11 protein-coding genes and 1 pseudogene are annotated in these 12,357 nt (G+C 75.1%); 3 read left to right on the top strand and 9 right to left on the bottom strand.

The annotated features are described in order from the left end of the window. Positions 1-5 precede the first annotated feature (5 nt). Both recN and yczE read right to left on the bottom strand, forming a co-directional pair. Entirely contained in the window at positions 6-1,739 is a 1,734-nt protein-coding gene (recN, locus tag ACZ3UD_RS29960; protein ID WP_465594693.1) for a DNA repair protein RecN, read from the bottom strand. A gap of 88 nt (positions 1,740-1,827) precedes the next feature. Then, positions 1,828-2,384 (bottom strand): annotated as a pseudogene (yczE, locus tag ACZ3UD_RS29955) (membrane protein YczE). A gap of 341 nt (positions 2,385-2,725) precedes the next feature. On the opposite strand from yczE, the gene ACZ3UD_RS29950 reads away from it, so the two are divergent. After that, positions 2,726-4,381 (top strand): aminotransferase-like domain-containing protein, encoded by a 1,656-nt coding sequence (locus ACZ3UD_RS29950; RefSeq protein WP_465594497.1) that lies wholly within the window; start codon positions 2,726-2,728, stop codon positions 4,379-4,381. A 19-nt stretch (positions 4,382-4,400) separates the two neighbouring features. Here the strand turns inward: ACZ3UD_RS29950 and ACZ3UD_RS29945 are convergent, their stop codons facing one another. The 4 genes from ACZ3UD_RS29945 to ACZ3UD_RS29930 all read right to left on the bottom strand — a co-directional run bounded on the left by ACZ3UD_RS29945 (position 4,401) and on the right by ACZ3UD_RS29930 (position 7,323). Next, positions 4,401-5,309, bottom strand: coding sequence for an NAD kinase (locus ACZ3UD_RS29945; RefSeq protein ID WP_465594494.1), 909 nt, complete (start codon positions 5,307-5,309; stop codon positions 4,401-4,403). Between the two features lie 96 nt (positions 5,310-5,405). Beyond that, positions 5,406-6,212 carry a TlyA family RNA methyltransferase gene (locus tag ACZ3UD_RS29940; protein ID WP_380610162.1) on the bottom strand — a complete coding sequence of 269 codons (807 nt, stop codon included), beginning with the start codon at positions 6,210-6,212 and terminating at the stop codon, positions 5,406-5,408. 36 nt (positions 6,213-6,248) lie between these two features. Continuing rightward, a complete protein-coding gene (locus tag ACZ3UD_RS29935; protein WP_465594491.1) occupies positions 6,249-6,446 on the bottom strand; it encodes a hypothetical protein in 198 nt (65 codons plus the stop codon). Next, positions 6,430-7,323: a hypothetical protein gene (locus tag ACZ3UD_RS29930; protein WP_465594488.1), complete on the bottom strand. Its 894-nt coding sequence runs from the start codon at positions 7,321-7,323 to the stop codon at positions 6,430-6,432. The genes ACZ3UD_RS29935 and ACZ3UD_RS29930 overlap by 17 nt, the downstream gene beginning before the upstream one ends. A gap of 160 nt (positions 7,324-7,483) precedes the next feature. Between ACZ3UD_RS29930 and ACZ3UD_RS29925 the strand changes: the two genes are divergently transcribed. Further along, positions 7,484-7,831, top strand: coding sequence for an alkyl sulfatase C-terminal domain-containing protein (locus tag ACZ3UD_RS29925; RefSeq protein ID WP_465594485.1), 348 nt, complete (start codon positions 7,484-7,486; stop codon positions 7,829-7,831). 22 nt (positions 7,832-7,853) lie between these two features. On the opposite strand, the gene ACZ3UD_RS29920 is transcribed toward ACZ3UD_RS29925, so the two are convergent. Both ACZ3UD_RS29920 and ACZ3UD_RS29915 read right to left on the bottom strand, forming a co-directional pair. Further along, entirely contained in the window at positions 7,854-8,891 is a 1,038-nt protein-coding gene (locus tag ACZ3UD_RS29920; RefSeq protein WP_465594482.1) for an HAD-IIA family hydrolase, read from the bottom strand. A gap of 65 nt (positions 8,892-8,956) precedes the next feature. Continuing rightward, positions 8,957-9,541 carry a tetratricopeptide repeat protein gene (locus ACZ3UD_RS29915; protein WP_465594479.1) on the bottom strand — a complete coding sequence of 195 codons (585 nt, stop codon included), beginning with the start codon at positions 9,539-9,541 and terminating at the stop codon, positions 8,957-8,959. A 92-nt stretch (positions 9,542-9,633) separates the two neighbouring features. On the opposite strand from ACZ3UD_RS29915, the gene ACZ3UD_RS29910 reads away from it, so the two are divergent. After that, positions 9,634-11,004 carry a DUF1015 family protein gene (locus ACZ3UD_RS29910; protein ID WP_465594476.1) on the top strand — a complete coding sequence of 457 codons (1,371 nt, stop codon included), beginning with the start codon at positions 9,634-9,636 and terminating at the stop codon, positions 11,002-11,004. 75 nt (positions 11,005-11,079) lie between these two features. Here the strand turns inward: ACZ3UD_RS29910 and ACZ3UD_RS29905 are convergent, their stop codons facing one another. Next, positions 11,080-11,973, bottom strand: coding sequence for a tetratricopeptide repeat protein (locus ACZ3UD_RS29905; RefSeq protein ID WP_465594690.1), 894 nt, complete (start codon positions 11,971-11,973; stop codon positions 11,080-11,082). Positions 11,974-12,357: the final 384 nt, after the last annotated feature.

Raw genomic sequence — 12,357 nt, 5'->3', positions numbered from 1 at the left:
AGGCTCTAACGCTGGCGCGGGGCCCGGGCGGTGGCCAGCAGCTCCTCGGCGTGGGCGCGGCCCAGCTCCGAGTCCTCCAGGCCGGCCAGCATCCGGGAGAGTTCGCGCACCCGCTCCTCGTCGTTCAGCACCTTGACGCCGGAGCGGGTCACGGTGCCGTCGCTGGTCTTCTCCACCACCAGGTGCCGGTCAGCGAAGGCGGCGACCTGCGGGAGGTGGGTGACCACCACGACCTGGGCGGTTTCGGCCAGTTTGGCCAGTCGGCGGCCGATCTCGACCGCGGCCTTGCCGCCGACGCCTGCGTCCACCTCGTCGAACAGGTAGGTGGGGACGGGGTCGGCGCCCGCGAAGACCACCTCGACGGCGAGCATCACACGGGACAGCTCACCGCCGGAGGCACCCTTGGCGATCGGGCGCGGCTGGGCGCCCGGGTGCGGGGCGAGCAGCACCTCGACCTCGTCCACGCCGTGCGGCCCGTACGTGACGGTGCGGCCGTCGACCTCGATCCCGGCCAGGTCGTCGACCTGGGTGATCGAGAAGGTCACCCGGGCGTGCGGCATGGCCAGTTCGGCGAGTTCGGCGGAGACGGCCTCGGCGAAGCGGCCGGCGGCAGCCCGCCGGGCGGCCGACACCTCGGCCGCCAGCTCGGCCAGCTCGGTCCGCAGCTCGGTCTCCTGGGCGCCGAGCCGGTCGATCCGGTCGTCGTCGCCGTCGAGTTCGGTGAGCCGGGCGGTCCCGACCTCGGCCCAGGCGATCACCTCGGCGAGGGTGTTCTCCTCGCCGCCGTACTTGCGCAGCAGCTGGGCCAGCACGGCCCGGCGGTCCTCGACGGCGGCCAGGCGCACCGGGTCGGCGTCCAGGTCGTCGGCGTAGCCGGCCAGGTCCCCGGCCACGTCGGCCAGCAGGTAGCCGACCTCGTTCAGCCGGTCCGCGAGGGCGGCCAGCCGCTCGTCGTGGTGGCGCACGGCGTCCAAGGCGCGGCGGGACTGGGCGAGCAGGGTGCCCGCGTCCAGCGCCTCCGGGTCGGCCGGGTCGCCGGCCAGGGCGGCGTGGGCGAGGGTCGCGGCGGAGGACAGCGCGTCGGCGTGGCCGAGCCGTTCGGCCTCGGCGGCCAGCTCGACGTCCTCCCCGGCCACCGGCTCGGCGGCGGCGATCTCGTCCAGGCCGAAGCGCAGCAGGTCGGCCTCCTGGGCGCGCTCGCGGGCCCGGGTGGTCAGCTCCTCCAGGGTGGCCGAGACCTCGCGCAGGGCGCGGTAGGTCTCCCGGTAGCGGGCCAGCGGCTCGGCCACCGCCTCGCCCGCGTACCGGTCCAGCGCGCCGCGCTGGCGGGCCGGGCGCAGCAGCCGCTGCTGGTCGGTCTGGCCGTGCACCGCGATCAGGTCCTCGCCGAGCTCGGCGAGCAGCCCGACCGGGACGGCCCGTCCGCCGACGTGGGCCCGGGAGCGGCCCTCGGCGGAGACGGTCCGGCTGATCAGCAGGGCGCCGTCGTCCAGTTCCGCCCCGGCCTCGACGGCGCGGGCCGCTACCGGGGAGCCGGCGGGCAGTTCCAGCCGGCCCTCCACGACGGCGCGTCCGGAGCCGTTGCGCACCAGGCCCGGGTCGGCGCGGCCGCCGAGCAGCAGGCCGAGGCTGGTGACGACCATGGTCTTGCCGGCGCCGGTCTCACCGGTCACGGCGGTGAAGCCGGGGGCCAGTTCGACCACCGCGTCGTCGATGACCCCAAGATCCCGTATCCGCATCTCGTCCAACACGGAGACGACCTTACGAGGTTCCGCCCCCGGAGCGCGACGAGCGGCAACGGTGTGCGGCAACTCCGTGCCCGAAAGTTCATCCCTTCCGGGACGTTTGCGGCGGGGTGTCCTTGGCCTGCGATGCGGTGCACACGGGCAGGAACAGCTGTACCAGCGGGCCGATGGCCAGCGCGTACACGACCGTGCCGACCCCGGCGGTGCCGCCCAGCAGGACACCGGCCGCCAGCACGGTGACCTCGATGCCGGTGCGCACCAGCCGCAGCGAGCGACCGGTGCGCCGGTGCAGGCCGGTCATCAGGCCGTCGCGCGGGCCGGGGCCGAAGCGGGCGCCGATGTAGAGGCCGGAGGCCAGGCCGTTGAGCACGACCGCGGCGGCCATCAGCGCGATCCGGGCGGGCAGTCCCGCGGGGCCGCCGACCAGCCGCAGGGTGAGGTCCATGGCCGCGCCGATCATCAGCACATTGGCGACGGTGCCCAGGCCCGGGCGCTGGCGCAGCGGGATCCACAGCAGCAGCACGAGGGCGCCGCAGATGGTCACCCAGGCGCCCACGGTGAGGCCGATCACCCGCTGCAGGCCCTGGTGGAAGACGTCCAGGGGTCGAGACCGAGGCCGGAGCGGAGCATCAGCGCCATGCTCACGCCGTACAGGACCAGGCCGACGGCGAGCTGCGGGAGCCGGCGGCCCAGCGCGTGGGTGTCGCCGAGGATCCGTACGACCGGGCCCGGCCGGGTCGGCCCGGGGGCGGGCGGGGTCGTGGTCGTGGTGGCCAATTGGTGCTCCTGCGGGTGGTGCCGCACCCCGGGGCGACCCCGGCGGTGGCGGCTTGACGGCCGCCCTGCCATGATGAGCAGGCCAAATAGACCCCTTCCAGGGCCAATTTCGAGCAAGTGGACTGATGAGCGAGCGAAGCGAGCTCATCATCAAAGAGGTGCGGGTTGCGCGAAGCGCCTGCCGAGCGAAGCGAGGTGGGCGCATGGCCGACTGGCACACCACCGTCACCCCGCCCGCACTGGCCCGGCTGCTCGCCACCGTCCGGCTCCCCGAGCCGGCCGCCGCGCGCCGCCCCGCCTACCGCACCCTCGCCGGCCAGATCCGGCTGCTGGTCACCGAGGGCCGGCTGCCGGTCGGCGCCCGGCTGCCCGCCGAACGCGAGCTCGCCTCCGCCCTGGAGCTCAGCCGCACCACCGTCGCCACCGCGTACGAGACCCTGCGCGGCGACGGCTACCTGCTCAGCCGCCGCGGCGCCGGCAGCTGGACCGCCCTGCCCGAGGGCGCCCCGCCGCCCAGCGACGCCCTGCATCCCGTCCCGCCGGACGAGCAGGGCGGCACCCTGGACCTCGGCGTCGCCGCGCTGCCGGCCCCGCAGCCCTGGATCGGGCAGGCCGCCGCCCGGGCCGTCGAGCTGCTCCCGCACTACGCCGCCGGACACGGCCACTACCCCACCGGCGTCCCGGTGCTGCGCGAGGCCGTCGCCCGCCGCTACACCGAGCGCGGGCTGCCCACCACCCCCGACCAGATCCTCATCACCACCGGCGCGATGGGCGGCCTGCACCTGGTCCAGCGGGTGCTGATCGGCCGCGGCGACCGGGTCGCCGTCGAGGCCCCCAGCTACGCCCACACCCTGCAGGCCCTGCGCCTCACCGGGGCGCGCCTGGTGCCGGTGCCGTACAGCTGGGGTCCCGGGTCCCGCCCCGAGCCGAAGGGCGCGCCGGTGCCGAAAGCGATGAGCGACCAGCGACCGACGAAGGAGGGAGTGCCGGAGCGTGGGGGCACCGCCCAGCCGCCAGGCTGGGGGAGAGCGTCGGCACCGGGTCCGAGCGCCCGGAGGCGAGCGGGCGAGCAACAGTGGGACCTGGAGGAGTGGCAGCGGGTGCTGCGCGGCGCCGCGCCGAAGGTCGCCTACGTCATCCCGGACTTCCACAACCCCACCGGCGCCCTGATCGACGAGGAGCAGCGCCGCGAGCTGCTGGCCGCCGCCCGGGCCGCCGGGAGCGTCGTGCTGGTCGACGAGACCACCGCCGAACTCGGCTGGGGCGTGCCGCAGTCCACGCCGCTGCCACGCCCGATGGCGGCGCTGGACCGCGCCGCCCAGGTGGTCACCGTCGGCTCGGCCGGCAAGCTGCTCTGGGGCGGCCTGCGGATCGGCTGGGTCCGCGCGGCGCCCGCGCTCGTGCGCCGGCTGGCCACCGAGCGGGTCTACAGCGACGTCGGCACCCCGGTGCTCGACCAGCTGATCGCCGCCGAGCTGATGGGCGAGCCGCTCCAGGCCGTCCGGGCCCACCAGCTGGACCGGCTGCGGGCCACCGCGCACGCCTTCGCCGCCGCGCTGCCCGGGCACCTGCCCGGCTGGGACTTCCCGATGCCGCCCGGCGGCCTGGCGCTGTGGGTCTCCACCGACGGCCTGTCCGGCGCGGCACTGGCCCAGGCCGGGGAGCGTGCCGGGATCCGGATCGCCTCCGGCAACCGGTTCGGCTCGGACGGCGCCTTCGAGCACCACGTCCGGCTGCCGCTCACCGTGCCCGCGGCGGCCGTGCCCGCGGCCGTCGAGCGGCTCGCCGCGGTGGCCGCCCGCGCGGCGGCGGGCGGCCGGCTCGGCTCGGCCGACGAGGCCCAGCCGCTGGCGGTCTGACGGTCAGTCAACCGCCGCCTCAGTGCCCGGTGTTCGACCGCCCGCGCCAACCCGTCACCGGGAGCGCGAACTTGGCCACCAGCCGGTCGGTGAACGGCGCCCGGTGCAGTCTGGCCAGCCGCACCGGCGTCTGCCCCCGACGCACCTCCACCCGCGCCCCGGCGGGCAGTTCGACCGAGCGCCGCCCGTCGCACCAGAGCACCCCGTGCGGGGTCTTGGGCTGCACCTCGACCGCCAGCACCGAGTCCGGCGAGGTCACCAGCGGCCGGGCGAACAGCGCGTGCGCGGAGATCGGCACCATCAGCAGCGCCTCCACCTCCGGCCACACCACCGGCCCGCCGCCGGAGAACGCGTACGCGGTCGAGCCGGTCGGCGTCGCGCAGACCACCCCGTCGCAGCCGAAGTTGGAGACCGGGCGGCCGTCCACCTCGGTCACCACCTCCAGCATCCGCTCCCGGGACGCCTTCTCGATGGACGCCTCGTTCAACGCCCAGTCCTGGTGGACCACATCGCCGTTGGTGCGGACGATCACGTCGATCGTCATCCGCTCCTCGACCTCGTAGTCGGCGTCCACCACCCGCTCGACCACCACGGCCAGGTCGTCCCGCTCGGCCTCGGCCAGGAAGCCGACCCGGCCGAGGTTGATCCCCAGCATCGGCAGCCCGTGCGAGCGCGCCAGCTCGGCACCGCGCAGCAGCGTCCCGTCGCCGCCGGCGACCAGGATCAGCTCGCAGCCGTCCGCCGCCCCCGGCCCCTCGGCCACCTTCTCGACCCCGTCCGGCAGGTCGAGGTCCACCGCCTCGGCCTCCAGCAGTCTGATCCGGAGCCCCGCCTTCAGCAGCCCGTGCACCAGGCCCTCGACGCTGCGCAGCGCCGCCTCCCGGCCGGTGTGCGCGATCAGGAAGACCGTACGTTCTTCATCGCTCATGCCGCTGCCCTCTCCCTACGCCTGCCCGGGGCGCCCTTGGCCCGGTGCGGCCGCGCCATACAGCATGACGGGCCGGACGCTCGCAGAGCACCCTACCTACCGGGGCCCCTCCGCCACGGCCCGGTCCGCCTCCGCGGGGTCCAGCTGCGGGGCGTCCCGGCGCATCCAGAGGAAGTACTCGACGTTCCCGGACGGCCCCGGCAGCGGGCTCGCGGTGACCGCCCGCACGCCCAGCCCGAGCTCCCAGGCCTGCCCCGCCACCTGGCGCACCATCTCGGCGCGCAGCTGCGGGCTGCGCACCACCCCGCCGCTGCCCAGGCGCTCCTTGCCGATCTCGAACTGCGGCTTGACCATCAGCACCAGGTCCGCGTCCTCCGCCGCGCAGGCGGCCAGCGCCGGCAGCACCAGGCCCAGCGAGATGAAGGACAGGTCGCCGACCACCAGGTCGACCGGGGTGCCGCCGATCGCGTCCCGGGTCAGTTCGCGCACGTTGGTGCGGTCCATCACCGTGACCCGCTCGTCGCTCTGCAGCGACCAGGCGAGCTGCCCGTAGCCGACGTCCACCGCCAGCACGTGGGCGGCCCCGGCCCGCAGCAGCACGTCGGTGAAGCCGCCGGTGGAGGCACCCGCGTCCAGCGCCCGGCGGCCCTCGACCACCAGGCCCTGCGGCACGAAGGCCGCGAACGCCCCGGCCAGCTTGTGGCCGCCGCGCGAGACGTAGTCGGGATCGTTGTCGTCCTTGGCCACCACGACCGCCGCCGAGGTCTCCACCTGGGTGGCCGGCTTGGTCGCGGTGGTGCCGCCGACGGTCACCCGGCCGGCCGCGATCAGCTCGGACGCGTGCTCACGCGACCGGGCCAGCTTGCGGCGGACCAGCTCCGCGTCGAGTCGGCGTCGTGCCACTGCCACTGGTGCTTCAGCTCCTACGGGTCCTGCGGGTCATTCCTGGTCGAGTGCGGCCAGCGTGTCAGCGAGCCGCTGGTGAACATCTTCGTACACCGCGACGTGTGCCTCGGCGGGGACCCCGTCCAAGGCCTCCAGCCGGGCCAGCCCGGCGTCCACCCCGGGGTGGCCGGTGGGCAGCAGTTCAACGCCGAGCGGCCCGACCTGCGGGCTGGGCTCACTTGTTCCGGGCATCGGGCTCGTCTCGGGCATCGGGCTTCTTCGAACTGGTGGCCTTGCGGACGGTGGTCCTCTTCGTCGCCGTGCGCTTGGCGGGGGCCTTTGGCTGGGCGTCCGGCTGCTTCGCGGTGGCGGTCTTCTTGACCGTGGCCTTCTTGGCCGTGGCCTTCTTGGCGGCGGTGGTCTTCTTCGCGGCGGTGGTCTTCTTCGCGGCGGCCTTTCCGGCCGTCGTCTTCCTCGCGGCAGCCTTCCCGGCCGTCGCCGTCTTCGCCGTCGCCTTTTTCGCGGCCACCGGCTCCCCGGCCACCGGAGCCTGCGCCGCGTCCGCCGTACGCGGCTCCCGCGCCCCGGCCCGCGGCGCGGGCGGCACCGGCGGATCGACCTCGACCGGCTCGTCCACCTCCACCCGCTCGGCCACTATCGGCTCCCCCGCCGGGCGCTCGCTCTCATACTCCCAGCCGCGTCCGAACAGGTCGTCCGCCCGCGGCGCGGGCGCCGGCTCCTCCGCCACCGCCTCGTACGGGTCCGGTCCGGGCTTCGCCGCGGCCGGCTCCTCCTCGATCTCGCGCAGCTTGCTCTCCAGGTACGCCAGCACCACGCCGACCTTGGTCACCTGGTCGCCGACCCGCTCGAAGGCCTTCTCCACCTCGTTGCGCGCCACCCCGACCGCCAGGTCCACCCCGGCCCGCCCGGCGGTCACGGCCTCCTCCGCCATCGTCTGCAGCGTCTTGGCGGACGGCGGGAACTGCCCGCCGAGCTTGCGCTCGACCTCGGCCACGTCGACGCCGGTCTTCTCCAGGACTGCGGACGCCGTCTCGACGACCCGCTTGCCGACCTCCTCCACCACCACGGCGGCGGCCGCCACCGCTCCCCGCACCGTCCTCGGCAGCATCCGGGTGCCTCCTTAGCGCCTACGCGCGCATCGCTCCGTCGCCGTCGGTACCCGGGCCGTTTCCGGGCATCCCACTGACGACGCTACCGCCAAAACCCTCCTGAGGTACCGTGGCCCGGCAGTCAGAGCACCGTAGTGACCTGGGGATGGAGCCACCGCCATGGCGAACGTCGAGGAGTGCCGGGAGGCGCTGGAGCAGCTCAGCCGGAACATGGCCGGCTCCACCGGCGACGTCCGCAAGGCAGCCGCCATGGACCGGTCGCTCAGCTGCCGGATCACCGACCTCGACCTGACCTTCACCGGCCGGCTGCGCGAGGGCCGGATCCAGGACGTCGTCGCCGCGCCCGGCGCGCCCGCAGCAAAGGCGGAGATCCGGCTCACCATGGCCAGCGACGACCTGCTCGCCCTGGTCGTCGGCAAGCTCAACTTCGCCTCCGCCTGGGCGAGCGGCCGGGTCAGGCTGGAAGCCGGCTTCCGCGACCTGCTGCGGCTGCGCACCCTGCTCTGACCGCCACCGGGGGACGGGAGCCTCAGAAGCCGAGCTCGGCCAGCGCCTTCCGTCCGTCCACCGGCCCGCCGTCCGCGTCCAGCGCCGTCCACGCCGCCGCGCACAGCGCCCGCAGGCCGTCCCAGCGGTCCCCGGTGCCGGTCAGCCGCAGCTCGCCGCCCTCGGCCGTCGCGACCCAGCCGCCGCAGCCGAAGCCGCCGTCCCGGGCCGTCACCGCCGGCTGCGGAACCAGCAGGCCGCGCAGGTCCGCCGCCAGGTAGGTCGGCCGGTGCTCGACCGGGGCCGCCAGCAACTGCCCGGGGGTAGTCACACCGGTGAACACCAGCAGGCTGTCCACCCCGCCGTTGAACGCGCCCTCGATGTCGGTGTCCAGCCGGTCCCCGACCACCAGCGGCCGCCGGGCACCGGTCCGCAGCACCGTCTCCCGGTGCATCGGCGGCAGCGGCTTGCCCGCCACCTCCGGCTCCACCCCGGCCGCGGCCCTGACCGCCGCGACCAGCGTCCCGTTGCCCGGCGCGATCCCGCGCGCCGTCGGCACGGTCATGTCGGTGTTCGAGGCCACCCACGGCAGCCCGGCGCGCACCGCGTAGGCGGCCTCCGCCAGCTGCGGCCAGCCCACCGACGGGTCGAAGCCCTGGACCACCGCGAGCGGCTCCTCGTCCAGTGAGCGGACCGCCACCAACCCGCGCTCGGCCAGCGCCTCCTCCAGTCCCAGACCACCCACCACCAGCACCTTCGCCCCGGCCGGCACCTTCTCGGCGACCACCCGGGCGGCCGCCTGGGCCGAGTTGATGACGTCCGCCGGCTCGGCGGGCACACCCAGCTCGGTCAGGTGCTCGGCCACCACCCGCGGCGGGCGGGAGGCGTTGTTGGTCACGTACGCGAGCCGCATCCCGGCCGTCCGGGCGGCCGCCAGCGAGTCCACCGCGTGCTCGATCGCGTGCGGGCCGGCGTAGACCACGCCGTCCAGGTCCAGCAGCGCGGTGTCGTACGCCTCGGTCAGCGGGCCCTCGCTGCCGCCGGGGGCGGTGCGTCGCACGGTGGTGGCCGTCTCGGTCATGGCTGCGCTACCTCATTCACTGCGGTTCACCGCGTTCGACAACTGCACTGCTCGTACCTGCCCGTTCAGGCGTCGCCGTTGACACCCTCGGGCTCTCCCCCCGCCTGCTCCCCGGCATCCGCCACGGGCTCCCCGCCCTGACTCCTGCCGCTGGCCGGGACCCCGGGCAGCAGCGGGCCGAACGCCCCGGCGCGGGCCGCCAGGGTGGCCCGGGTCTGCCGCAGCGCCTCCTGGTAGTGGTCGGTCTCCGGCCGCATCGCCACGGCCAGCGCCAGGTGCTCGGCGGACGTCTCGAAGTCACCCAGCCGGGCCGCCGCGACGCCCCACCCGAACTGAGCGTAGTCGTCCGCCGGATCGGCCAGCGCCACGGCCCGGAAGTTCTCCAGCGCCGCCGCGTACGACCCGGCGTCGAACTGCGCCCGGGCCAGCGCCTCCCGGATGCTGCGCGAGTGCGGCTCGGCGTCCGCCGCCCGGGCGAGCAGCTGCTCGGCAGCCGCCGGATGCCCCTGGGCCAGCAGTTTCGCGCCCCGGCGGAACCAGTCGTACACGTCCCCGGTGGGCTCTCCGGGCCGTCCCTGGGCCGGGATGCCCCCCGTCGGCACGCCCTCCCCCGGGCCGCCGCCGTCCGACCGTCCCTGCCCGTCGTCCATGCCGTACCTCGCCCTCGATCGCTCGCCCGCCCCACGAGACGGCACGGGTATCCAGATCTTTCAACAACGTGTACCCGGTTACCATGCCCAGAATGAGCGCACCCAGTGCAGAAGACGGAGTCGAGACTCCCGAGGGCGGCCCCGGCGATCCCGGGCACGTCGCCACCGCAGGCCTGTCCCTGTCCCCCTTCCGGGGCCTGCGCTACGTCCCCGACCGGGTCGGCGCGCTGGCCGCGGTGATGTCCCCGCCGTACGACGTCGTCGACCCGGGGCGCCGGCTCGACCTGGAGACCGCCGACCCGTTCAACGTGGTCCGGCTGATCCTGCCCCGGCCCGAGCCCGAGGACGCCGGTGACCGCCCCGACCGCGACACCAAGTACCGGCACGCCGCCCGGCTGCTGGCCGCCTGGCAGCGCGAGGGCGTGCTCGCCCCCGACCCGCTCCCCGCGATCTACGTCTACGAGCAGAGGGTGCCCGCCACCGGCGACTCCCCCGAGCTGCTCCAGCGCGGCCTGATCGGTGCCCTCGCGGTGAGCGGGCCCGAGGCCGGCGTGGTCCTCCCGCACGAGGACGTCATGCCCCGGCCGGTCGCCGACCGGGTCGGCCTGATGCGCACCACCCGGGCCAACCTCGAACCGCTGCTGCTCACCTACCGCGGCGGCGGCGGTGCCTCGGGCGTCCTCGAGCAGACGGTCGAGGGCGAGCCGCTGCTCTCCACCGCCACCAGCGACGGCACCCACCACCGCCTGTGGGCGGTCACCGACCCCGACGAGATCGCCGAGATCAGCCGCGACCTGGCCACCTGCCGGGCGCTGATCGCCGACGGCCACCACCGCTGGGAGATGTACCTGCGGCTCCAGCGCGAGCACCGCCACCTGCCGCGCAGCCCGTGGGACCGCGGCATGGTGCTCCTGGTGGACACCGCCCGCTACCCGCTGCGGGTCCGGGCCATCCACCGCGTGCTGTACCGGTTGCCGGTGGCCGAGGCGCTGGACAAGCTCGGTGACCACTGGAAGGTCAAGGAGGTCCCGGGCCCGCTGCCCGCCGCGCTCCAGGCGCTCGCCGAGCAGAAGCGGCACGGCGGCAACGGCTTCGTGCTGACCGGCGGCGACGGCGTCTACTGGCTGGTCGGCGAGCCCGAGGAGTCCCTGCTGGACGCGACCGTGCCGCACGGCCGGCCCGAGGAGTGGCGCCACCTGGACGCCACCGTCCTGCACGCCACCCTGCTCGACCACACCTGGCGCGTCCCCGACGGCCCGGACGACATCGGCTACCTGCACACCGCCGAGGCCGCCGAACGCGAGGCGGCCCGCACCGGCGGCACCGCCGTCCTGCTGCACCCGGTCCGGGAGAGCGTGGTGCGGCGGCTCGCCGAGCAGGGCGTCACCATGCCGCGCAAGTCCACCTCCTTCGGACCGAAGCCGGCCACCGGGCTGGTGCTGCGCAACCTCACCCTGGGCTGACCGCCCTGGACGCCGTGAGGCCCTGCCGCTCCCCGAGGGAGCGGCAGGGCCTCACGGTGTGCCAGGTCAGGGCGCTCAGCTCTGGGCGTCGCCCTTGTCCTCGGCCTTCTCCGACTGCTCGGCCGGCTTGTCCTCGGCCTTGTCCTCGGCCTTGGCGTTCTGGGAACGCTCGGGCACCACGCCGTCGAAGTCCTCGTCGATCTCGAGGTCGTCCTCGTCGTAGTACTCCTCGACGTCCTCCTCGTCCTCGAAGATCACGCGGTCGTCGGCGATGTCGCCGCCACGCTTCTTCGCCGGGGCCTCGGCCTTGTCGGCCTCCTCCTCGGCCAGCTCCGGGTCGAGCGCGTCGGTGAACTCAACGCCGTCGATCTCGGCCAGGCGCTCGGAGGCGTTGGTCGAACCGTCGGTGTCGGCCTCGGCGGCCTTGGCGAACCAGTCGCGGGCCTCGTCGCCACGGCCGGCCGCGATCAGCGCCTCGGCGTAGGCGTACCGCAGCCGCGCGGTCCACGGGTGCACGGCGCTGGAGGCCAGCTCCGGGCTCTGCAGGGTCACGACGGCGGCGTCGAACTGCTCCATGTCGCTGCGGGCACCCGCCGCGACCAGACGCATCTCGACCTGGCCGGCCTTGTCCAGCTGCTTCACCTCGGGCTCACCGGCCATCGCCAGCGCCCGCTCCGGACGGCCCAGACCGCGCTCGCAGTCGGCCATCACCGGCCACAGGTCGGCGCGGCCGGTCATCCGACGGGCGGCGCGGAACTCGGTCAGCGCCTCGGAGTAGCGCTGCGTCATGTACGAGGCGAACCCGGCCGCTTCGCGGACGGCCGCGACGCGGGAGGCCAGCCGGAGCGCGACGCGCGAGTACTGGTAGGCCTCCTCCGGCTCGCCGTCGAGCAGACGGGCCACCATCACGAGGTTGCGGGCGACGTCGTCCGCGAGCGTCTTGGGCAGGCTCTTGAGCTCCTGGCGCACGTCCGCGTCCAGCTCGAAGCCGGTGACGTCCTCCGGGATCGGCAGGCGCTTGACCGGCTCGTAGTTGCCACGGCGGTCGTCGTAGTCCCGACGGCCGTGGTCGCCGCCCCGGTCATCCCGACGGTCGTCGCGGCGGAAGCCACCCTGGCGGTCGTCCCGGCGGTAGCCGCCGCGGTCGCCACCGCGGTCATCGCGGCGGAAACCGCCACGGTCACCGCCGCGCTCGCCACGGTCACCGCGGTCGCGGTTGAAGCCGCCGGAGGGGCGGTCGTCGCGGCGGAAGCCACCGCCGGCCGGACGGTCGTCACGGCGGAAGCCACCACGGTCGCCACCGCGGTCATCGCGGTCACGGTACGGACGGTCGTCACGACGCGGACGATCATC

The organism is Kitasatospora sp. NPDC023118 (assembly GCF_055560875.1).
This window is presented reverse-complemented; position numbering and strand designations above follow the sequence as displayed.

Excerpts from the sequence above, each read along its gene's own strand:
- ACZ3UD_RS29920 (WP_465594482.1), bottom strand. The coding sequence starts at position 8,891 with ATGACCGAGACGGCCACCACCGTGCGACGCACCGCCCCCGGCGGCAGC.
- ACZ3UD_RS29950 (WP_465594497.1), top strand. The coding sequence starts at position 2,726 with ATGGCCGACTGGCACACCACCGTCACCCCGCCCGCACTGGCCCGGCTG.
- ACZ3UD_RS29935 (WP_465594491.1), bottom strand. The coding sequence starts at position 6,446 with ATGCCCGGAACAAGTGAGCCCAGCCCGCAGGTCGGGCCGCTCGGCGTT.
- ACZ3UD_RS29945 (WP_465594494.1), bottom strand. The coding sequence starts at position 5,309 with ATGAGCGATGAAGAACGTACGGTCTTCCTGATCGCGCACACCGGCCGG.
- recN (WP_465594693.1), bottom strand. The coding sequence starts at position 1,739 with ATGCGGATACGGGATCTTGGGGTCATCGACGACGCGGTGGTCGAACTG.
- ACZ3UD_RS29925 (WP_465594485.1), top strand. The coding sequence starts at position 7,484 with ATGGCGAACGTCGAGGAGTGCCGGGAGGCGCTGGAGCAGCTCAGCCGG.
- ACZ3UD_RS29910 (WP_465594476.1), top strand. The coding sequence starts at position 9,634 with ATGAGCGCACCCAGTGCAGAAGACGGAGTCGAGACTCCCGAGGGCGGC.
- ACZ3UD_RS29930 (WP_465594488.1), bottom strand. The coding sequence starts at position 7,323 with ATGCTGCCGAGGACGGTGCGGGGAGCGGTGGCGGCCGCCGCCGTGGTG.
- ACZ3UD_RS29915 (WP_465594479.1), bottom strand. The coding sequence starts at position 9,541 with ATGGACGACGGGCAGGGACGGTCGGACGGCGGCGGCCCGGGGGAGGGC.